The organism is Psychroflexus sp. MBR-150, assembly GCF_053628795.1.
Map to the genome: position 1 here is coordinate 211,300 of NZ_JBRJHB010000001.1, position 20,349 is coordinate 231,648.

Sequence of the window (20,349 nt, forward strand, 5' to 3'; positions counted from 1 at the left end):
TAGGAATTTATTTTAAATTTACCACGAATGCACTAATGAATTCAAAACTGATTAGTTACATGCTTCAAAAATAAATAATAGACTTTTAAACCAAAATAATAATGTAACACTAAAAAACCTCACAGGTCTCGAAGACCTGTGAGGTTTAAATTTGATTTTTCTTACTTGTTGTTTTATAAACTTTTAATACCTATAATACTCAGGCTTAAATGGTCCATCAACATCAACGCCAATATAATCGGCTTGGTCTTTTTTGAGTTTTGTAAGCTCTGCACCAACACGACTTAAGTGCAATTCTGCAACTTTTTCGTCGAGATGTTTGGGAAGCATATAGACTTCATTTTTGTATTTATCTTCGTTCTCCCATAACTCTATTTGAGCCAAAGTTTGATTGGTAAACGAGTTACTCATCACAAAACTTGGATGACCTGTAGCACAACCTAAATTGACTAATCGACCTTCAGCCAATAGAATAATGTCTTTGCCATCAATAGTATATTTATCAACCTGTGGTTTGATTTCTACCTTAGGACCATCGCTATTTTGTTTTAACCAAGCCACATCAATTTCGTTATCAAAATGCCCAATGTTGCAGACGATAGTTTTGTCTTTCATGGCTTTAAAATGTTCGCCACGCACAATATCTTTGTTTCCTGTTGTGGTAATCACAATGTCAGCTTTGTGCAATACGTTTTCTAAACGCTTGACTTCAAAGCCATCCATAGCGGCTTGTAAAGCACAAATCGGATCAATTTCTGTAATGGTTACAATAGAACCTGCACCTTTAAAAGAGGCTGCTGTGCCTTTACCAACATCGCCATAACCACAAACCACAACTTGTTTTCCAGCCAACATAAGGTCAGTTGCACGACGAATAGCATCAACTGCAGATTCACGACAACCGTATTTATTGTCAAATTTAGATTTTGTTACACTATCATTGACGTTGATGGCCGGCATTGGTAAAGTGCCATTTTTCATACGTTCGTACAAACGGTGAACGCCTGTGGTAGTTTCTTCAGAAAGACCTTTGATGCCTTCGGCTAGTTCGGGAAATTGATCTAAAACCATATTGGTTAAATCGCCACCATCGTCTAAAATTAGATTTAACGGTTGGCGCTCTTCGCCAAAAAATAAAGTTTGTTCGATACACCAGTTAAATTCTTCTTCGGTCATACCTTTCCAGGCATAAACTGCTATTCCAGCATCGGCAATGGCTGCTGCAGCGTGATCTTGTGTAGAGAAAATATTACAAGAGCTCCAAGTGACTTCAGCACCGAGTTCCACTAATGTTTCAATCAATACTGCCGTTTGAATGGTCATATGAAGACAACCAGCAATTCTTGCACCTTTCAAAGGTTTTTTAGCACCGTACTCTTCTCTTAGTGACATTAAGCCTGGCATTTCTGCTTCGGCTAATTCAATTTCTCGGCGACCCCATTCGGCCAGTGAAATATCTTTTACTTTATAAGGAATGTAATTCGTTGTTTTTGAACTCATCTTGTATATTTGTTTAAAATTTTGGCAAAATTAAACATAATCTTTATAAAACTATGCCCGTTTACAAAACAATAACAATAGATGAAACTTCAAAACTTCAAATCTGGAAAGTTGAAGAAACTTTAGAAGAACTCTCAAAAGGTATTGAACTTTCAGCCTATTGTCAGCAGCGTTTTGATGCCATGAAATCTGATATACACAGACGGGCATTTATTAGCATCAGGCATTTGCTCAAAAATTTTGGATATACTGATTTTGATCTGGACTATGACGACAATGGCAAACCTCATCTCAAAGATGGCAAACATATTTCAATTTCTCATTCATACCAATTTACGACGGTCATCGTGAGTGATAGGAAAGTTGGCGTTGATATAGAAAAGCAACGCGAAAAAATAAAACGTATAGCTCCAAAATTCACACCAATAGAAGAATACCGTTCATTAGGTCAGCGAGATTTAATAAAAAAACTAACCATAGTTTGGGGTGCAAAAGAAGCTTTGTATAAATTGTTTGGAAAGCAAGGATTGTTGTTTCTGCACGATATTTATGTAGTCGATTTTGATTTTAAAACGTCAACAACTGATGCTGAAGTGACATATCACGGTTTAAAAAAACATTACCACTTAAATTTTTTTGAAATTGAAGATTTTATATGCGTTTATGCTATTGAGCCTAAGACAAAAAACATTTAATTGTTATGACCAACCTATCAGTTAACTAAAACACAGGGTTTTAAAAATTAATAATTTTCTTTAAAACCAAATCCACATCAATAAGTAAAATGCTAAAAACACCAACAACTATGACCAGTTTAAGCAAATTGTGGATAAGGGTAAATTGAAGTTTTTGGTTAGAGTTCCAAATTAATAGAAATAAAATTACAAAACCGATTAAACTGACATAAAAATAGTAGTCCATATAGCCCAAATCAAAGTATTTTATGAGCAATAGATTACTTATCAGGGCTAAACCAATGAGAATACTCAATATTATTTTTGTAGTTTTTTCTCCATATTTTACGGGTAAAGTTTTGTAATCCAGAGCAAAATCGCCACTTAAGTTTTCTAAATCTTTTACTATTTCTCTGATTAAAATGAGTAAAAACAAAAATATAGCATGAAAAAAAATCACTTTCTCAAAATTTTTAAAATACACAAAAACCGCAAAAAAAGGGGTTATAGCTAACAGAGCTGCAATGATATTTCCTAAAAAAGTAATTTTTTTTAGTTTGTGAGAATATATCCAAATCCCAAAAATATAAGCTGAAAAAAAAATTACTGCCCTAAAAGAGACATAACTGGCCAGAATAACGCTTAAAAAATTTAAAATAAAATAAACCGAAAGCTTAGTTTGTGGGCTAACGGTATTGTCTATATAGGTTTTTAAAGGTTTGTTTATAATATCTTTTTCTGAGTCATAAAAGCTATTTATGATGTAACCTGAAGCTATGACTAAACTTGTACAAAACACAATTAAAAATAAGTTTAAGTCAAATAAAACATCTCTTAAAGAGAGATAGTCTGGAGAAATAATAAATATTGAAGCTAAATATTGTGCCAAGACAATGACTAAGATATTATAACCTCTAACATTAACAAACAAGCCTACAAGTTTATAAACTATGGACTTATTTGAACTGCTCATACCATATGATTGTGTGTATTAAAAGTTGTAAACTACCTCAACTTTATAATCTTTTAAAGTTTTTTTAGCTTTTTCAATATCTTCAGTGAAACCAAGCATATAGCCACCGCCACCAGAACCGCAAAGTTTGAGATAGTAAGCATTGGTCTCTATGCCTTTTTCCCATAAGCTATGAAAATGTTTAGGGATCATAGGTTTAAAATTTTCTAAAACAATTTTTGAAAGTGATTTTACGTTAGAAAACAATGCATTGATATCGCCTTTCAGAAAACTATCTACAGAAGCATCAGTGTGCTTTATAAATTTATCTTTCAACATTTTCCTGAAGCCTTCTTGCTTCATGTTTTCCATAAAAATATTAACCATCGGTGCAGTTTGACCTACTTTGCCCGTATCAAGTAGAAATACGGCACCTTTGCCAACTTTGGTTTGAGATGGAATGCCAGCAGGTTCAATATTATTTTTAGATTTGATAAGAATAGGTAAACTCAAGTAACTATTTAAAGGATCTAAGCCAGAAGATTTACCATGAAAAAAGGCTTCCATTTCAGCAAAAATCTTTTTGAGTTTTTGAAGTTTAGTTTGGTTAAGGTTTTCTAAAATGGTTATTTTTTCTAAAGCGTATTTATCATAAATAGCTGCGACTAAAGCACCACTACTCCCAACGCCATAACCCTGTGGAATACTACTGTCAAAATACATGCCTTGTCCGATATCGTCTTTCAAACTTTCTAAATCAAATTTTACAGGCGTATCTTTTTTATGATGAATACTTTCTAAATGATTGACATAAGATGATAATTCTCGGTTAGATTTTGTTTTAAGATCAGAATCTAAATCATCGATTTTTAAAGCACCTTTGTAAAAATTGTATGGAATGGATAAGCCTCTAGAGTCTTTAATGATTCCATATTCACCAAATAATAAAATTTTTGAATAAAATAAAGGACCTTTCATAATATATTGGTTTATGATAAAGGTATTACACCTTGACCGATATTATCGCAAATATACTGTTCATTTTGACAATAGCCAATTAAACTTGTATTAATAAATTCTAAAACTCTCTCTTTGTGTGATTTAGGAAATAGCAGATGCACGTTAGCACCCGCATCAAGTGTAAAGCTCAACGGAATTTTGGTGGATTTTCTAAACTCCCAAACCTGTTCAATGATGTTTAAAGTCTTGGGTTTTATTAAAATATAATAAGGTTGGCTGCTCATCATCATAGCATGTAAAGATAAAGCTTCATTTTCTGTAATGCTAATAAATTTATCTAAATCACCATTGTTTAGAATTTCTATCAAAGCGGACATGTTTTTATAGGCTTGCTCAAAGCGTGATTTTGCAAAAGGATGGTTTTGCATTAGCTCATGACCTATACTACTGCTGACTTGCTTTTGACCCTTATCTACCAAAAGTATAACATCTTGATAGGTCTTAAAAACATCTGCAATATCAGTATGTGGAATGGCAAATTCATCTTGACTGTTTTCAATGTTTTTATGCTTGCCCCACAACATCATTGGCCCTGAAAGACTTCTTGTAGCACTTCCTGAACCTAACCTAGCAACAAAAGATGTTTTTTGAACATCTAAATTTTCGGTTTCATTTTCAGAAAGCAATTGTTCAAGCCTAACCAAACACGAAGCCAAAGCTGCAAAACCACTTGCAGAAGAAGCAATACCGCTACTGTGCGGGAATGTATTATGAGTTTTTATTTTAAAAAAGTAGGTTTTAAGAAATGAAAAATAAGGCTCAACACGTTCAAAAAACTTTAAAATTTTAGGTTTAAAGTCTTCCCGTATTTTGCCATCAACCAAAACTTCTATATCGAAAGTATTTGTAGGCTTTGTTTTTTTTTTAGCCTCTATAAATGTTTCTGTTTTACAATTTTGAAGCGTAAAACTGATAGATGGATTAGCTGGAATTTGTATTGGATATTTTCCCCAATATTTAATTAAAGCAATATTGCTTGGTGCAGAATAGCCTATGCTAATGTTGTCAATAACTTTTGTAATTTCTTTAGGTTTAAACACTTTCTTAAATTATAACTGCAAAAGTAATTATTTGTAAAAATTAAAGTGGATGGTTTGAGTTTTAAATTTTTTTAAGTATTTTAAAATTAGAAAAAAGCAAAACGATAACAAAAGTAAGCTTAAAATCACTCTATATTATTTACATTTGGGTTGATTTTTCCATTTATTATACTATGCTCAAAAACACGCTTTCTCAATCTTCAAATCCTTATTTGCTTCAACACAAAGATAATCCTGTACATTGGCAAGAATGGAATGAGCAAACACTTCAATTGGCTAAAGATCAAAACAAATGTTTGTTGATAAGCATAGGTTACTCAGCTTGTCATTGGTGTCATGTGATGGCTCATGAGTGTTTTGAAAGTGAAGAAGTGGCAACTTTGATGAACACCTATTTTATCAACGTAAAAATAGACCGAGAAGAGCGACCTGACATTGATCAAATTTATATGGATGCAGCACAAATCCTAACGGGTCGTGGTGGTTGGCCACTTAATGTTTTTGCACTACCTGATGGCAGACCTTTTTATGCAGGAACTTATTTTCCTAAGGACAGCTGGATAAAAATTTTAAGAAATATTGCTGAAGCCTATAAAAAGCAACCCGAAACCTTGATTAAAACCGCCAAAAGATTAACTGATAGCATTGATAGTATAGATATTTTTGACACCCAAGTTTCAACTGAAAATCATTCGGAAGATGAATTGTTAAAATCTTATAAATCTTGGTATCAACATATTGATTTTGAAAAAGGTGGAATCAATAAGTCCCCAAAATTTCCCATGCCTGTCGTTTGGGATAGTTTACTAGAATATTTTGTAACCTACAAAGATGAACAAGCTTTAAAGGTTATTGATTTAACTTTAAATCAAATGTTGGAAGGTGGCATCTATGATTGGGTTGGTGGTGGTTTTTCACGTTATAGTGTAGATGAAAATTGGTTTGCACCACATTTTGAAAAAATGCTTTACGACAATGCCCAATTGATTAGCCTCTATGCTGATGTTTATAAAGTTTCACACAATCAAGACTACAAAAAATGTATAGAAGAAACTATCTGGTTTTTGAATGCAGATTTAAAAAGTAATCATCTCGGTTATTATTCCGCTCTTGATGCTGATTCAGATGATGAAGAAGGCTTATTTTACACTTGGACGTTTCAGGAATTAAAGCAAATTTTAAACGGAGATGAATTTAAACTCGCCGAAAGCTTTTTTGGGCTTGAGCCTAACGGAAATTGGGAAAACCAAAGAAATATTTTAGCCCAAAAATTACCTTTACAAAAATTGGCTGATACATTTAAAATTTCATCTGAGCAAGCCACCAAGCAGTTATCAGATATTAAAACCAAACTTAAAATTGAAAGAAGTAGGCGTAAAAAACCTGGTTTAGACAACAAGTTAATAACAGCTCATAACGCCTTGATGGTTAAGGGTTTAATTAAATCTTACCAAGCCTTGTCAGACGAAACGTATAAAGAATTAGCTTTTGACCTTATGCAGAATCTTATTAAAAAAAGTATTACTAATTCCTCTTCTGTAAATCGTTTGATGGATAACGCTACACCAAAAGGATTTTTAGACGACTATGCTTTTTTTATAGAAGCCTTATTGTATAGCTATGAGATCAGTTTTGAAATACGATATTTAAAAATTGCAGAAAACTTAGTAGAATTTTGCTACAACAATTTTTTTGACCAAGACCAACATCTTTTTTATTACACCGAAAAATCAACACAACTCATCGCTCGAAAAATAGAATCTATCGACAACGTTATACCATCTTCAAATGCTGTGATGGCCGAAAATCTATGGCGACTTGGGCATATGCTATACAATGAAAAGTATATTGAAACTGCCAAGCAAATGCTTCAAAAAGTCAAACCATTGAATAAAAAATACAAGCTTTATTTTGCTCGTTGGCACAAGCTCAATATTGCTATTCATAAAGGTCAAATTGATGTTGCTATAACTGGTCCTGATGCTTTAGAAAACCTTAGTAAAATACAACAACACTATTGGCCATTTTGTAATTTTTGTGGTGGCTTAACTGAAAATTTACCTCTGCTTCAACACAAAGTTAAATCACATCTAAATCAAATTTTTATTTGTCAAAACAAAACTTGCTCCAATGCTTTTAATAATGCTGAGAAAAGTATAGAAGCTTTAAGAAAATGCTATCGATAGATAAAAAATAATGTTCATTTGATAAATACTTGTAATCCATAGTAAAAGCTGATAGATGAAAGCTTTAAATTATTAAATTAGCAAGCTTAGTTATATATATGAAATCAAGACTTTTATACAGTTTAATCTTATTTTCAATTGTTTACTCGAATAGTTGGTCACAAATAAGTTTTTGCCCAGGCAATACAGGTGAAGCTATTTTTGAAGAAGATTTTGGTCAAGGTACTACTAATGGTCCGCCACTTGGTGCCAGTGTAACAACTTATACATTTGTTGACCAAGGACCACAAGATGGGCAATACACCATTTCATCAAATTTGATGCAGTTGGGTAGTTTTCATAACATTCCTGATAACACTACTGGTGACGTTAACGGCAAAGCTCTAATTGTGAATGCATCTTTTGATGCGGGTTTGTTTTTTCAAATTCCCATTAGTGGTTTGTGTGAAAACAATCCCTATGAATTTTCAGCATTTCTTGTAAACATTTATGATGCTTCGTCAGCGGCATGTCCTGGCACAGGTATTCCAGTAAACGTAAGATTTCAAATTTGGGACGAAACCGATACCACACTTCTATCCGAAGGGAGTACTGGTGATATTCCTGGCACAACAAACCCTAGTTGGGAGCAATTTGCTGTTACATTTGAAACTTTGCCAGGGCAAACATCAATAATTCTAAAAATGCTCAACAACGGTGAAGGCGGATGTGGAAATGATTTAGCCATAGACGACATTGCCTTTAAGTCTTGTGGAGATTTAACTGAAATTTTTGATGAAGACAATACTAATAGCCTTGAAGTCTGTGAAAACGAAAATATTGACAGTCTCTCGCTGACAGCTGTACCTGATTTTTCAGTTTATGACAACCATTTTTATCAGTGGCAACAAAGTGATGATAACAACAATTGGAATGATATTCCTGGTGAAACTTCTCAAACTTTAGAGCTTAATAACATTAATTCTACTCAATTTTTTAGAGTCAAAGTTTCAGAAGATTTAATTAATGTGAACAACAATTTGTGTAATAGCATTTCTAATGTATTTGAAATTAATGTCCAAAGTTTTATTCCAGCTGTAAGTTTAGGTGATGTTGAAATTTGTGATGGTGAAAGTGTTGTTTTAGAAGTTCAGAACAATTCTAATATTAGTATAGATTGGTATGATTCTCCAAATGGTGGGAATTTGTTACTTGAAAATAGCTTTAGTTTTGAACCTGATAATGAAGGTACTTTTTATGCTGAAAGCACAACAATTGTTGGTAATTGCATTTCCCCAACCCGTACTCCAATTAGTTTAACTATAAATAGCACTCCTGAGAATGAAACCGAAAACATAGCCATTTGCCCAGGTGATTCCGTTATTTTGGATGCTGAAAGTTCAAATTTAACCTATCTTTGGTCAACCGATGAAACCACACCACAAATTGAAGTTGATGAAGCAGGCAGTTTTAGTGTTGAACGTACAACACCAAACGGCTGCACTTCTACAAAAATCTTTGAAGTAGCTTTCTTAGATGAAGCTGTCGTTAGTGATATTGTGAGTGATGGTCGAGATATTATTATCTCATTAGAAAACCAAGGCGATTTTTCTTTTTCAATAGACGGTCAAAATTTTCAGACTTCTCCAATTTTTGAAAACGTAGCTGGCGGTTTATACAATATAAGTATTCAAAGTAATGATTGTGGAATTCAAGTTATAGAATTTCCGCATTTAGAGATTCCTCAATTTTTTACCCCAAATGCCGATGGCTTTTATGACTTTTTTAGAATTCCAGCAGACAGGTTTTTTAATGAATTTAGCATCTATATTTTTGACCGATACGGAAAGTTAATTGCATCTGGAGTAAAGGCTCCTTTTGTTTGGGATGGGACGTATCAAGGCAAAGCTCTACCGTCACAAGACTATTGGTATAAATTAGATGTTGATGGTCAGACTTTTACAGGAAATTTTACATTGAAGCGATAAAGATGAAAAACGGCACTAACATTTTAAACAAGATTTTCGTTTTATTTATGCTATTAGCTCTCATTTCTTGTGGCAGCAAAAAACGTTTAGCTCAAAACAGTAAAGCCCGACAAATCAGCACTTATGCTCAAAGTTTTTTAGGCACTTCATATCGTTATGGTGGCACTAACTCATCAGGTATGGACTGTTCAGGTTTAGTTTATCGTGTGTTTTACAGACATGGTATTGTATTACCCAGAACATCAAAAGCCATGTCTAAACTTGGTAACAAAACAAAGCTCAAAAAAGCTAAAGTTGGCGATTTAGTGTTTTTTAAAACACCTGGAAAAGGACGCGGGATCAATCATGTTGGTCTGGTTGTTAGTGCTAATGGTCGTGATATCAGTTTCATTCACTCAACTACAAGTCAAGGTGTTGTTGTAACAAACTTATATCAAAAATACTGGAAAAAAAGTTTTAAGTTTGTGAAGCGGATTTTATGATTTAAATTATGCACTTTCTCAATTTCACCTTAATTAAACTGTGTTTGGGTTTTATCGGTGGAATTTACTTGGGATTTTTTATTGATTTACAATTCAAAGTACTAGTAACACTTGTATTAAGCTTGGTTGCTTTATTGGTTATTTTTAGATGGATTTGGAATCAAAAATCACTTTTTTTATGGTCGAGTGTTGTGCTTTTTGCTGTTTTAGGAAGTCTGTCAACCCATATCCATTTACCAAAAAATCAACCCCATCATCTTATTCATTTAGATTTTAAAAGCCAAGAATACTTTGGGATTGAAGCTGATGTTAGTGAAGTTTTAAGAGAAAATGCTTACAACCAAAAATATATTTTAGATCATTTAAAGATTGACCACCAACTTTATCAAGGCAAAATATTACTCAATGTTTCAAAGGATTCTGTAACCGAAGAGTTGAAACCTGGTGATAAGGTTATAATGTCAACTTCATTACATCCGTTTTATAAAGCCAAAAACCCTCAAACATTTGATTATGCTTCATTTATGCAAAATCGGGACGTGTTTGCGGTGGTTTATGAAGATAAATTTGAAGTCGTTCCACAAACTCATTTTAGTATAAATGCTTACGCAGGGCAATGGCGAATAAAAATGGTTTCTGCTCTACAAAAATCAGGATTTGACAACGAACATTTAGAGCTCATTCAAGCTTTGATTTTAGGTCAAAAACAATCGATAAATCGAGAGGTTTATGCCGAGTTTGCAGAAGTCGGTGTTGTACATATTTTGGCGGTTTCGGGATTGCATGTAGGTATTGTTTTTCTTATTCTTAATTTTATATTTTCACCCTTGTTAAGTCTCAAATACGGGAGGCAGTTTAAGGTTTTGTTTACAATTCTTTCACTTTGGATTTTTGCGGCCATAGCGGGATTTTCACCTTCGGTAATGCGTGCAGTAACAATGTTTTCTTTTTTGGCTTTTGGTCAATTGTTTAGACGAAAAACCAACAGCATTAATATGTTATGCTTGTCGGCTGTGGCTCTTTTAATTTACAGACCACAATTGCTATTTGAAGTTGGTTTTCAGTTGTCTTATTCGGCGGTGTTTGCTATTGTGATGTTGTATCCTGTATTTTCAAAACTCTATCAGCCACGATATAAAATCCCCAAAATATTTTGGGATACGGCTTATGTGAGTTTAGCTGCACAAATTGGGGTGTTGCCGTTTCAACTGTTTTATTTTCATCAGTTTCCAGGTTTGTTTTTATTAGGAAATCTTGTCATTATACCATTTTTAGGAATTTTAATTGGTGGTGGTTTAATCTGTATTGTTTTGGCTTTGGTTGGAGGTTTAATTTCGCCTTTGGTTGAGGTTTATGCTTATTTATTAGATTTATTAGTGGCTTATGTCAACTGGCTTGGTCAATTCAAGGATTTTATATTTCAGGACATTTTCTTTACTAGAAATATGTTTTTAGCCATTTTACTTTTGGTTCTGAGCTTTATGTTTACGATGCGAGAATTTAAAAAATCTTATATCACTGTGTTTTTGCTTTCGCTTTTAGCTTTTATAGTGGTTAGTATTTCAGAGATTTCTGAAGTTGATAAACATTCAGAATTAATTGTTTTTCATCAAAATAGACAAAGTCTTATTGGCATCAAGCAAGGTCGGCAACTTGAGATTTATTCAGATAAAACTGAGGGGTTTTCAGACTCTTATTTGTTGAGTAATTATCAATTGATACATCGCATTGATAGTACTGAATTTAGACCTTTGAAAAATAGTTTTAAACTCAATAAAAATAGTTTAACTGTAATAGATAGCTCAGGGGTTTATTTAAAAGAATCTAAAACTGAAATTATTGTGTTATGTCAGTCGCCTGATATACATTTAGGGAAGCTAATTGAAACTTTACATCCTAAACATATTATTGCGGATGGTAATAATTATAGAAGTTATGTAGAACGTTGGCAACAAACGGCAAAAAAATACAATGTTCCGTTTCATTGGACATATAAAGCTGGTTATTTGAGCTTTAGTTTGCCTTAATATTTTAGGTTGATAAAATTATAGAATATTTGGTTTTTTATAATTTGGTGAATATTTTGTCATGCGTTTAATGCCTGTATAAGCTTAATACATTCAACGGCTTCTTTTACGTCGTGAGTGCGTAAAATATTGGCTCCTTTGTATAACGCAATAGCGTGCAGTGCTGTAGAGCCGTTTAAGGCATGCATGGGTTGTGTTTTCAAAGTTTTGTAAATCATAGATTTTCTTGATAAGCCACAAAGTAGGGGCAAGTCAAAACTTTTAAATAATTCAAAATGGTTGAGTAACTCAAAGTTATGTTGGATGCTTTTGGAAAATCCAAAACCTGGATCAATAATGATATCATTAATCCCTTTTTGATAAGCTATAGATAGTCGTTCAGAAAAATAAGTTTTAATTTCAACAAGTAAGTTGTCGTATTGGGCTAAAGTTTTCATATTCTGAGGATTCCCTTTCATATGCATCATAACATAAGGTACTTGGTGCTTTGCAACAACTTGGAGCATATTAGTATCTAATTGACCCGCAGAGATATCGTTAATGATACTTGCACCAATTTGAAGTGTCAAATCTGCCACTTCACTTCTAAACGTATCAATTGACAATAAGATCTCGTTTTTAAATTCTTTAACCAAGAGCTCAACAACTGGGATAAGCCTTTTTTTTTCATCTTCTACATCAATATGTGTTGCACCTGGTCTTGAGCTATACGAACCTAAATCTATAAAGGTAGCACCTTCAGTGAGCATTTTTTCTGCTTGTTTCAATATTGCATTTTGGGTTTGGTATTTACCACCATCGTAAAAAGAGTCAGGTGTTAAATTAAGAATACCCATAACCTTGGGACAATCAAAATCTATCAGTTGTCCCTTACAATTTATTGTCATAACTGCATTAAAACTAGTCGTTTAAAATAGATCGTGAGATTACAATTTTTTGAATTTCTGAGGTACCTTCATAAATTTGGGTAATTTTGGCATCTCTCATCATGCGTTCTACATGATATTCCTTAACATAACCGTTTCCTCCGTGTATTTGAACGGCTTCAGTTGACACATCCATAGCGACTTGTGAGGCATAGAGTTTTGCCATAGCACCTGATAAATCGTAGTTTTGACCTTGGTCTTTATCCCAGGCGGCTTTCATAACGAGGTGTCGAGCAGCCTCAATTTGAGTGTGCATATCGGCTAATTTAAAGGCAATAGCTTGGTGATTTTTAATCTCTGTACCAAAGGCTTTTCTGGTTTTTGAATATTCTTTAGCCAACTCGTATGCTCCTGATGCAATGCCCAAGGCTTGTGCAGCAATACCAATACGACCGCCAGAAAGGGTTTTCATAGCAAATTTGAATCCAAATCCGTCTTCGGCTATTCTGTTTTCTTTTGGAATTTTAACATCGTTAAAATTTAAAGAATGAGTGTCGCTACCGCGGATACCCATTTTGTCTTCTTTTGGGCCAACTTCAAAACCATCCCATCCTTTTTCAACAATAAATGCATTGATGCCACGGTGTTTTTTCTCTCTATTGGTTTGGGCAATAACAAGGTAATAATCTGCATTGCCTCCGTTGGTTATCCAGTTTTTTGTGCCATTTAAAAGATAGTAATCGCCTTTATCTATGGCTGTTGTTTTTTGAGAAGTGGCATCGCTACCTGCTTCAGGCTCACTTAAGCAAAATGCACCAAGTGCTTCTCCAGTAGTGAGTTTTGTTAGATATTTTTCTTTTTGGGCTTGACTGCCATAAGCTTCTATTCCCCAACAGACCAATGAATTATTAACTGAAACAACAACTGATGCAGAAGCGTCTATTTTTGATAATTCTTCCATGGCTAATACGTAAGATATCGTATCCATTCCGCCACCGCCAAATTCTGGAGAAGTCATCATACCTAAAAACCCAAGCTCGCCGAGTTTTTTGATTTGTTCTTTTGGAAACTCTTGTTTGTTATCTCTTTCTATAACGCCAGGAAGTAATTCTGATTTAGCAAAATCTTTAGCAGCTTGACGAATCATTTCGTGTTCTTCGGTTAATTTGAAATCCATAAATTTAGTTTTGTAAAATCATCAAAAAATAGGCACAAATATAACTTTTCTTTAAATCTTTGACAATTTATTATTGCTTTTTTGAGTCTTGGCTTATTGCTTTTTAAAATTGTTTATCTCTTCTTTATGTTTTGTTGACTTATGCTTAAAACACTTAGAAGTTAATTGAATTATTTTTGATGATTAATTAATCTTTTTAATCATGTCTAATTTACGCATTTTAGGGTTTTGTTTTTTGACACTTTTCATGGTTTCTTGTAAAAATGAAAAACAACCTGATAAAAAACAACCTGATACACAAACAGGGAATAATTTAGAAACTCTTGAAAATAATTCATTTGATTTTGTCGTGGCATTTGGTAGCTGTAACAGACAAGACTTAGAACAACCGCTCTGGAATGCCATGGCTATACAAAAGCCTGATATTTTTATTTGGGGTGGCGATAATATTTATGCTGATACTAAAGATATGGCTAAAATGGCAAAAGATTACCAAACTCAACTCAACAACCCTGATTACAAAAATTTTATAGAAACGATAAATAATCAAGTTTATGGCGTTTGGGATGATCATGATTATGGCAAAAATGATGCTGGTATAGAATGGCAATACAAAACGGAAAGCCAAGACCTTTTTTTAGACTTTATAGGAGTTGCTTCAACCGACAAGAGGCGAAGCCAAAAAGGCATTTATTATGCTGAAAATATTCAAGTTAAAGACAAGACTGTAAAGTTAATTTTATTAGACACACGTTATTTTAGAAGTCCTTTGCAAAAAAATAAAAACAGTGATAAACGCTATAAACCTTGGCAAAATGGCGAAGGAACTTTACTCGGTGAAACACAATGGAATTGGTTAGAAAATGAACTAAAAAATTCAAAAGCTGATTACCACATCATTATGAGTAGTATTCAAATTTGGTCTGATGAACACGGCTTTGAAACTTGGGGCAATTTTCCACATGAAGTAGAAAAATTGAAAACTTTATTGAATACATATCAACCTCAGAATTTGGTGATGTTGTCAGGAGATAGACATATCTCTGAATTTTCTAGTCAAAATCTTGATGCTTATGATTACCCAATATTTGATTTCACCTCAAGCAGTTTGACCCATTCTTTTTCTAGCTTCACATCAGAACCCAATGCCGATAGAGAAGGTAAAGTTGTAGCTGAAAATTCATACGGCATCTTGAACTACAACTTTGAACAAAATAAAGTTATTATGCAAATGCACAATCAGAATGAAATATTACAAGAATATGAATTAGAGTTTTAAGACCCCAAAGCCTGATTTAAATCTTGAATCAAATCTTCTTTATCTTCAATACCAACACTCAATCTGATTAAAGAATCTACAACTCCAGTTTTTTCACGCTCTTCTTTTGGGATACTGGCATGCGTCATACTTGCGGGATGTCCTGCAAGAGATTCAACGCCACCAAGCGATTCTGCAAGGGTAAAAACTTTAAGGTTTTCAACAAATTTAATAGCATCTTCAAAAGAGTTGCCTTTCGTAGTAAAAGACACCATCCCACCAAAATCTTTCATTTGTTGCTTAGCAATTTCGTGATTAGGATGTGTTGTTAGTCCAGGCCAAAATACTTGTTCAACTTTTGGATGTTGCTGTAAAAATTCAGCAACAGCACGACCATTTTCCGAATGTCTTTGCATACGCAAATGAAGTGTTTTAATGCCTCTCAATACTAAAAAACTGTCCATCGGTCCAGCAATTGCACCGCTGGCATTTTGGATAAAATAGAGTTTTTCTGCTAAGGCTTCATCATTAACCACCAACGAACCCATAACAACATCAGAATGCCCACCGAGATATTTTGTGGCACTGTGCATTACTAAATCAGCACCCAAGTCTAAAGGCTGCTGTAAGTATGCCGTAGCAAAAGTATTGTCAACACACAATAACAAATTATGTTTTTTAGAAACCTTAGAAAGAGCTTTAATATCAACAACATTCATCATAGGATTTGTTGGCGTTTCTGCCCAAATCATTTTTGTGTTGTCGTTGATATGAGCTTCAATACTATTGACATCACCTAAACCGATGAAATGAAATTTGATGCCAAAATCTTTGAAAATACTGGTAAACAAACGATAACTTCCGCCGTATAAATCGTTGGTAGAAATCACTTCCTCACCTGGTTTTAAGGTTTTTATGACAGCATCAATAGCTGCAAGACCAGAGCCAAAAGCTAAACCAAATTTTCCGTTTTCAATAGAAGCCAAAGATTTTTCTAAAGCCGTTCGTGTTGGGTTAGCACTTCTTGAATATTCATAGCCTTTATGGCTTCCAGGTGTGGTTTGAGAATAAGTAGATGTTTGATAAATAGGAGGCATTACCGAGCCGTATGCTGGATCGACATTATCTTGCCCACCGTGTATGGTTTTGGTATTAAATTTCATGTTTTTTGTTTTTGAGCAAATTTAGCAGAGCTTGGCACATCAACAAGTTCTAAACTCAGGTTTAGTTAATGTTTAACACATTCATATAAAATCAATCATATGAATTTCGCAGATTCAATTATTTGTAACTCTAATATCTCTAAACTATTTGCCAATTTCCTTGTGAATAGGGGTTTAAAAGTATAGCTATTTCTTTGCTAATGCCTTCTGTGATGAGTGTGCTAAAGATATTTCAGAGTATTTTTTGAGAGATGTGAGATGACTTTTATATAACAGGCTTTTTTAAAACCATCGTTTATGTACTGCATTTTTTTAAAATAACGTGAGTTCGATTTATTGTAAGCTGTAAATCAGATGATTATATGTTTTTGTTAGCAAATTTTGTCATTGGTAACGAAGAATGAGGAGAAATCTCATCCTACTGAGATGTCTCGTCGCTCATGCTTCGCTCTATCGACATTACAAATGATTAAATATCTGTATTTTATTATATCGAACTCACGTTAAAATAATAAAAGATCTATAAACTTTTGCCATATCGCTACTTTTGCTTTCGGTTTTTTCTAAAACGAATATTCAGCATTTCTATAATCAATGAAAAGAATACGGCAAAATAGATATAGCCTTTAGGCACATGATAATGCAGTGATTCAACAAAAAGCATAAAGCCTATCAAAATCAGAAATGAAAGAGCTAAAATCTGAATAGTTGGATATTTGTTGACAAAATTGCTGACTTTTTTGGCGAAAATCATCATAATGATAATGGATATAATCACGGCGATAATCATCAAAATAATTTCTTCGGTTAGCCCGACAGCAGTGAGGATAGAATCAAAAGAAAACACTATATCTAAACCTACAATTTGTATAATGGCATTGCTAAATGAACTGACTTTTTTGACTGTAGTTTCTTTTTCGTCTCCTTCTATTTTGTGATGAATTTCAAAAATACTTTTTATAATCAAAAATATACCACCAATTGCCAATATGATATCTCGCCAACTCAAATCAAACTCGTAAATGCTTAAAACAGGTTCTGTTAAACCAATTATCCAAGTAATGCTAAACAATAAAGCAATACGCATGAGCAAGGCTAAAGTCAAGCCGACATATATGCTTTTTTGCTGTTGGTTTTTTGGTAATTTTCCTGAAACAATAGAGATAAAAATGATGTTATCAATCCCTAAAACGATTTCCATAAAAATTAAGGTAAGTAAGGATATCCAAATTTCGGGGTGAAGAAAAATTTCCATAAGATTCTTTAGTGTATTATACTGATATAGGTTGACTCTTTTTTGGTTATTGATTAGATTATCGATCAAAAGTTATTTCCAATTTTTTTTCTGGGCCTTTTGAATGGACCCAAAAAAAATTAGAATAACTTTTTACTTTGTGCTCATATTTTAATTTCCTGTAAATTTAAGTTATTTTTTCTATACGATTTGTATTTGATGTTCGGATTTAAATGAACCTCTGCTGGTTTTCTAAAGTCTAGACTAAAATGCGTTCTTAGGTTATTATAAATATATACAGCTTGATGAGTCATATCTCTAGCTATTTCAGTGTTTTTGATGGTTTGCTTTAAACCATATTCATATTTAAGAGTTCTGTTAATTCTTTCAGCTACAGCATTTTCATAAGGGTCGTATTGTTCGGTCATGCTCATTGTAATACCATTGTTTTCAGCAAAGTTTGTGTATTTAGGATTACAATACTGGAAGCCTCTATCGGAATGATGAATGAGTTCTTGGTTAGGGTACTTTATTGTTTTTTTTATTTCGTCTATTTTCCAACATAGAATATCGCTTTTACTACTTATCAATCATTTCCACTTCAATTTTTGTAACCACACAAACCACTTGGAATATTATATTCCCTTAATTCATTAATGCTTATGAATATTCCCTTTTAGCACAAAATAGTATAATAGGAACGCGGTTATTACCACAAAGATTATTGCAAGAATCCTATTGAACTTATCTTTTTTTGTGATTTTGTTATTCGATGATTTACTAACTCTCTTATTTGTTTTTTTTCTCTGTTTTTGATACATTACTTTTGGTTATTTCCATTTCATCTTCTGCAATCGCACAGCATTTAAAATCGCCAACAATGCCACTCCAACATCTGCAAAAACAGCCTCCCACATCGTCGCCAGACCGCCTGCGCCCAAAACCAATACGACTGCTTTCACACCAAAAGCTAAACCTATATTTTGCCAAACGATACGACGTGTTGAACGACCAATTTTAATAGCTTTTGCAATTTTGCTCGGTTGGTCTGTCTGAATGATTACATCCGCCGTTTCTATTGCCGCATCGCTGCCCAAACCGCCCATTGCTATCCCAACATCGCTCGCTGCCAATACTGGCGCATCGTTGATGCCATCGCCTATAAAGGCAACTTTGTTGTCGGTTTCGGCCATCAGTTTTTCCACTTCGGCTAATTTGTCTTCTGGCAACAATCCGCCTTTTGCCCAATCCACACCCATTTCTTTTGCCACTTGTTGGGTTATGGGATCCTTGTCGCCAGAAAGCATTATGATTTTGGAAATTCCAGATTCTCTAATTTGCTTGATGGCTTCGTGGGCATCTTCTTTCAATTCGTCTGCAATGATGACATAGCCAGCGAATTTACCATCAATGGAAACCATTACGATGGATTCTACAATGTTATCAGTTTCAGATGGAACTTCGATATTGTTTGAAATCATCAATGGTTTATTCCCAATCAATACGGTTTTGCCGTTTACTGTTCCTTTTAATCCTTTTCCTGCAACTTCGGTTACTGTGGATGCCTGAAAATCTTCGCCATCAGCTTTATATTCCATAATAGCTTTTGCAATGGGATGGGTGGATTGTTCTTCCATCGCCATCAGGTATTTCATAAATTCAGGTTCTTTCCAATCAATGGCTTTTATTTCCTTTATCTTGAAAACACCTTTTGTCACGGTTCCTGTTTTATCCATTACAATGGTGTTTACCTTTGTCATTTCATCTAAAAATGATGCACCTTTAAATAGAATACCATTTTTTGAAGCTGCTCCCAATCCACCAAAATAGCCCAACGGAATTGAGATAACCAAAGCACACGGACAGGAAATAACCAAGAAAATCAAGGCTCTATACAACCAATCGCTAAAGACATAATCGTCCACAAAAATGTAGGGTATAAACGTCAATCCAATCGCAAGAAAGACAACGATTGGTGTATAGATTCTTGCGAACTTTCTAATGAACAATTCGGTTTTTGATTTACGAGCGGTGGCGTTTTGCACCATATCGAGAATACGTGCAATGGAACTATCCTTAAATTCTTTGGTAGTTTCAATTTCAATAACGCCATCCAGATTGATGCTTCCTGCAAATACTTTTTCTCCTTTTGCAATGGTGTCAGGTTTGCTTTCGCCTGTTAGAGCTGCTGTATTGAATGAGCCTTTTTCGGACAATAAAACACCATCCAAAGGGATTTTTTCGCCCACACGGACTTGAACTTTTTCGCCAATAGCAACGATTTCGGGATTTACAGAAACATAATTGTTGTTCCTATAGACCAAGGCTTCATTAGGTCGTACATCCAGTAATGCCTTGATGCTTCCCTTGGCTTTTTTAACCGCGGCACTTTGGAACAATTCGCCTACCGCATAAAACAACATTACTGCCACACCTTCGGGATATTCGCCAATGGCGAATGCACCTATGGTTGCGATGGACATCAATAAAAACTCGGTAAAAAAATCGCCATTTTTGATGCTGTTCCAACCTTCCATTATCACAGGAAAACCTACTGGAAGATATGCGACTGCATACCAGACAATACGTATCCAATCTTTAAAAAAAGCTACGTCAAAATAATCCATCGCAATACCAATAATCAGCATTACAAAGCTGAAAATTGCTGGTACATAAATTTTAAATTTCCCTATACTTTCCGGACTGCTATGGTTGTGGCCATCATTGCGCTTGTGATTATCGGATGAAGTTTTATTTAAATCTCTTAAATTCAATTTCTTTTTTTTCATAATTTCGATTATAA

Annotated in this window: 16 protein-coding genes; 6 read left to right on the forward strand and 10 right to left on the reverse strand. The window is 33.9% G+C overall.

The features are described 5' to 3' along the window. Window positions 1–183 precede the first annotated feature (183 nt). Window positions 184–1,500 (reverse strand): adenosylhomocysteinase, encoded by a 1,317-nt coding sequence (gene ahcY, locus ACSSV5_RS00990; RefSeq protein ID WP_454244412.1) that lies wholly within the window; start codon window positions 1,498–1,500, stop codon window positions 184–186. A 53-nt stretch (window positions 1,501–1,553) separates the two neighbouring features. On the opposite strand from ahcY, the gene ACSSV5_RS00995 reads away from it, so the two are divergent. Beyond that, complete coding sequence (locus tag ACSSV5_RS00995) at window positions 1,554–2,195, forward strand: 4'-phosphopantetheinyl transferase family protein (protein WP_454244413.1); 642 nt, start codon at window positions 1,554–1,556, stop codon at window positions 2,193–2,195. 40 nt (window positions 2,196–2,235) lie between these two features. Here the strand turns inward: ACSSV5_RS00995 and ACSSV5_RS01000 are convergent, their stop codons facing one another. The 3 genes from ACSSV5_RS01000 to ACSSV5_RS01010 are packed head-to-tail and all read right to left on the reverse strand — an operon-like array spanning window position 2,236 to window position 5,186. Beyond that, window positions 2,236–3,147: a geranylgeranylglycerol-phosphate geranylgeranyltransferase gene (locus ACSSV5_RS01000; protein ID WP_454244414.1), complete on the reverse strand. Its 912-nt coding sequence runs from the start codon at window positions 3,145–3,147 to the stop codon at window positions 2,236–2,238. Window positions 3,148–3,165: 18 nt separating this feature from the next. Beyond that, window positions 3,166–4,104: a mevalonate kinase family protein gene (locus ACSSV5_RS01005; protein ID WP_454244415.1), complete on the reverse strand. Its 939-nt coding sequence runs from the start codon at window positions 4,102–4,104 to the stop codon at window positions 3,166–3,168. Between the two features lie 11 nt (window positions 4,105–4,115). Beyond that, window positions 4,116–5,186 (reverse strand): diphosphomevalonate/mevalonate 3,5-bisphosphate decarboxylase family protein, encoded by a 1,071-nt coding sequence (locus ACSSV5_RS01010; protein WP_454244416.1) that lies wholly within the window; start codon window positions 5,184–5,186, stop codon window positions 4,116–4,118. 173 nt (window positions 5,187–5,359) lie between these two features. Between ACSSV5_RS01010 and ACSSV5_RS01015 the strand changes: the two genes are divergently transcribed. The 4 genes from ACSSV5_RS01015 (at window position 5,360) to ACSSV5_RS01030 (ending at window position 11,848) form a co-directional block, all read left to right on the forward strand. Beyond that, window positions 5,360–7,372, forward strand: a complete 2,013-nt coding sequence (locus tag ACSSV5_RS01015; protein ID WP_454244417.1) for a thioredoxin domain-containing protein — start codon at window positions 5,360–5,362, stop codon at window positions 7,370–7,372. Between the two features lie 98 nt (window positions 7,373–7,470). Beyond that, window positions 7,471–9,339, forward strand: coding sequence for a T9SS type B sorting domain-containing protein (locus tag ACSSV5_RS01020; RefSeq protein ID WP_454244418.1), 1,869 nt, complete (start codon window positions 7,471–7,473; stop codon window positions 9,337–9,339). A gap of 47 nt (window positions 9,340–9,386) precedes the next feature. After that, complete coding sequence (locus tag ACSSV5_RS01025; protein WP_454244419.1) at window positions 9,387–9,821, forward strand: C40 family peptidase; 435 nt, start codon at window positions 9,387–9,389, stop codon at window positions 9,819–9,821. An 8-nt stretch (window positions 9,822–9,829) separates the two neighbouring features. Beyond that, window positions 9,830–11,848 carry a ComEC/Rec2 family competence protein gene (locus ACSSV5_RS01030; RefSeq protein WP_454244420.1) on the forward strand — a complete coding sequence of 673 codons (2,019 nt, stop codon included), beginning with the start codon at window positions 9,830–9,832 and terminating at the stop codon, window positions 11,846–11,848. Window positions 11,849–11,907: 59 nt separating this feature from the next. On the opposite strand, the gene folP is transcribed toward ACSSV5_RS01030, so the two are convergent. Together folP and ACSSV5_RS01040 are read right to left on the reverse strand one after the other, a co-directional pair. Continuing rightward, the gene (gene folP / locus ACSSV5_RS01035; protein ID WP_454244421.1) at window positions 11,908–12,735 is read right to left on the reverse strand and encodes a dihydropteroate synthase; all 828 of its coding nucleotides are present in this window, start codon (window positions 12,733–12,735) and stop codon (window positions 11,908–11,910) included. 13 nt (window positions 12,736–12,748) lie between these two features. Further along, a complete protein-coding gene (locus ACSSV5_RS01040; RefSeq protein WP_454244422.1) occupies window positions 12,749–13,891 on the reverse strand; it encodes an acyl-CoA dehydrogenase family protein in 1,143 nt (380 codons plus the stop codon). A gap of 202 nt (window positions 13,892–14,093) precedes the next feature. Here ACSSV5_RS01040 and ACSSV5_RS01045 point away from each other — a divergent pair, with 202 nt between their 5' ends. After that, window positions 14,094–15,170, forward strand: a complete 1,077-nt coding sequence (locus ACSSV5_RS01045; protein WP_454244423.1) for an alkaline phosphatase D family protein — start codon at window positions 14,094–14,096, stop codon at window positions 15,168–15,170. Here ACSSV5_RS01045 and ACSSV5_RS01050 read toward each other — a convergent pair. The 4 genes from ACSSV5_RS01050 to ACSSV5_RS01065 all read right to left on the reverse strand — a co-directional run bounded on the left by ACSSV5_RS01050 (window position 15,167) and on the right by ACSSV5_RS01065 (window position 20,335). Continuing rightward, window positions 15,167–16,312 (reverse strand): cystathionine gamma-synthase, encoded by a 1,146-nt coding sequence (locus ACSSV5_RS01050; RefSeq protein ID WP_454244424.1) that lies wholly within the window; start codon window positions 16,310–16,312, stop codon window positions 15,167–15,169. The genes ACSSV5_RS01045 and ACSSV5_RS01050 overlap by 4 nt on opposite strands. A gap of 541 nt (window positions 16,313–16,853) precedes the next feature. Continuing rightward, complete coding sequence (locus ACSSV5_RS01055) at window positions 16,854–17,567, reverse strand: TerC family protein (protein WP_211065201.1); 714 nt, start codon at window positions 17,565–17,567, stop codon at window positions 16,854–16,856. Window positions 17,568–17,710: 143 nt separating this feature from the next. Next, complete coding sequence (locus tag ACSSV5_RS01060) at window positions 17,711–18,136, reverse strand: transposase (protein WP_454244425.1); 426 nt, start codon at window positions 18,134–18,136, stop codon at window positions 17,711–17,713. A gap of 240 nt (window positions 18,137–18,376) precedes the next feature. After that, entirely contained in the window at window positions 18,377–20,335 is a 1,959-nt protein-coding gene (locus ACSSV5_RS01065) for a heavy metal translocating P-type ATPase (RefSeq protein ID WP_454244426.1), read from the reverse strand. Window positions 20,336–20,349: the final 14 nt, after the last annotated feature.

Excerpts from the sequence above, each read along its gene's own strand:
- ahcY (WP_454244412.1), bottom strand. The coding sequence starts at position 1,500 with ATGAGTTCAAAAACAACGAATTACATTCCTTATAAAGTAAAAGATATT.
- ACSSV5_RS00995 (WP_454244413.1), top strand. The coding sequence starts at position 1,554 with ATGCCCGTTTACAAAACAATAACAATAGATGAAACTTCAAAACTTCAA.
- ACSSV5_RS01000 (WP_454244414.1), bottom strand. The coding sequence starts at position 3,147 with ATGAGCAGTTCAAATAAGTCCATAGTTTATAAACTTGTAGGCTTGTTT.
- ACSSV5_RS01005 (WP_454244415.1), bottom strand. The coding sequence starts at position 4,104 with ATGAAAGGTCCTTTATTTTATTCAAAAATTTTATTATTTGGTGAATAT.
- ACSSV5_RS01015 (WP_454244417.1), top strand. The coding sequence starts at position 5,360 with ATGCTCAAAAACACGCTTTCTCAATCTTCAAATCCTTATTTGCTTCAA.
- ACSSV5_RS01020 (WP_454244418.1), top strand. The coding sequence starts at position 7,471 with ATGAAATCAAGACTTTTATACAGTTTAATCTTATTTTCAATTGTTTAC.
- ACSSV5_RS01025 (WP_454244419.1), top strand. The coding sequence starts at position 9,387 with ATGCTATTAGCTCTCATTTCTTGTGGCAGCAAAAAACGTTTAGCTCAA.
- ACSSV5_RS01030 (WP_454244420.1), top strand. The coding sequence starts at position 9,830 with ATGCACTTTCTCAATTTCACCTTAATTAAACTGTGTTTGGGTTTTATC.
- folP (WP_454244421.1), bottom strand. The coding sequence starts at position 12,735 with ATGACAATAAATTGTAAGGGACAACTGATAGATTTTGATTGTCCCAAG.
- ACSSV5_RS01040 (WP_454244422.1), bottom strand. The coding sequence starts at position 13,891 with ATGGATTTCAAATTAACCGAAGAACACGAAATGATTCGTCAAGCTGCT.
- ACSSV5_RS01045 (WP_454244423.1), top strand. The coding sequence starts at position 14,094 with ATGTCTAATTTACGCATTTTAGGGTTTTGTTTTTTGACACTTTTCATG.
- ACSSV5_RS01050 (WP_454244424.1), bottom strand. The coding sequence starts at position 16,312 with ATGAAATTTAATACCAAAACCATACACGGTGGGCAAGATAATGTCGAT.
- ACSSV5_RS01055 (WP_211065201.1), bottom strand. The coding sequence starts at position 17,567 with ATGGAAATTTTTCTTCACCCCGAAATTTGGATATCCTTACTTACCTTA.
- ACSSV5_RS01065 (WP_454244426.1), bottom strand. The coding sequence starts at position 20,335 with ATGAAAAAAAAGAAATTGAATTTAAGAGATTTAAATAAAACTTCATCC.